General features: G+C 55.3%; 1 protein-coding gene and 1 pseudogene. Both read left to right on the top strand.

All coding sequences use genetic code 11. From position 1 onward, the window contains the following. Positions 1-197 (top strand): annotated as a pseudogene (locus tag ACP7BZ_RS22915) (IS66 family transposase); the annotation flags it as partial. Between the two features lie 425 nt (positions 198-622). Then, the gene (locus tag ACP7BZ_RS22920; RefSeq protein WP_426117507.1) at positions 623-1,117 is read left to right on the top strand and encodes a transposase; all 495 of its coding nucleotides are present in this window, start codon (positions 623-625) and stop codon (positions 1,115-1,117) included. The last annotated feature ends 90 nt before the right edge of the window (positions 1,118-1,207 follow it).

The following is a 1,207-nucleotide window of genomic DNA, read 5'->3' on the forward strand; positions in this document are numbered from 1 at the left end:
CGAACAACATCGCCGAACGGGCCGTGCGCATGCCCAAGGTCAAACAGAAAATATCGGGATGCTTCCGCACCATCGTCGGCGCCGACAACTTCTGCACCATCCGCTCCTGCCTCGACACCTTACGCAAACAAGGGCACAGCATGCTCGAAGTGCTGCGCCGCGCATTTGCTGGCGATCCGATCAGGCCAGCTGCGTAGCGGCTGAATAGTTACGAAAATCAATTGAATCAGCTTCCCAGATTGCCACTCGCTTGCGGCCGCTGCGCTTGGCAGCGTACAGGGCTTGATCTACGCGCTTGATCGGTCCGTCGAATCCCGTTAGGCTGTCGGTTTCTGTCGCATTAAGCAAAATCCGCGAAATTTTGCCACAATAGGTAGGGTCCCGTCACACAGATCATCCTACATGTCGCATGGCCGATGTCCAGGAAAAAATTAATGCGACAGAACCAGTTTACTTGATTGGACCGTCGACGTTCGCCAATGCGACAGAACCTGTTGACGATGCCCCGCGTTATACGTCAAGCCTTCGCAAACGCCACCAACTGACGCTGGGCGTTGTTGAATAATTCGACCGGTCGCCATAGAAGTGTACAATCTGGCATTATTTCTTTCCAGGTAGTCCCGTGCCGTACAAACACAGCGAAGAGCGTCGCCACAAATTCGAGAAGCCGCATTACAAGGTGACGAACTGGCCTGCGTACAACGCAGCGCTCAAGCGGCGCGGTGACTTTACGATGTGGTTTACCGAAGAGGCGATTGCCGAGTGGTGCCCAGCGAAGACCGGGGCGCGCGGCCGGCCAACAAAGTATTCCAATGTGGCAATCGAGACCGCGCTGTTCATACGCCAAGTTTTTCATCCGGCGTTGCGGCAGACCGAAGGGTTCATGGACTCGCTTGCCCGTGCCCTGAAGGTCGAGATCAGCATCCCGGATTTCAGCTGCATTTCCAAGCGGAGCATCGGCTTGCCAAGACATGCCCTGAGCAAAGCCCTGGACCCAGGCAGCCTCGTCATCGTGGACTCCACCGGACTCAAAGTGTACGGCAAAGATGAATGGCACCAGGAAAAGCATAACGTCCCGGCCCGGCGCACCCAATCCACCCAACTTAAGACTTTTTAGCAATTTTTCTGGCTCATAGCCTTGTGCGGTTTCGGGCCTGGTTTGCGCGGTTTCGATAGATTTCTACGATGTCGATAGGTTCGACCAGCA

The organism is Massilia sp. PWRC2 (genome assembly GCF_049896725.1).
Taxonomy (GTDB): domain Bacteria; phylum Pseudomonadota; class Gammaproteobacteria; order Burkholderiales; family Burkholderiaceae_D; genus JAFCUW01.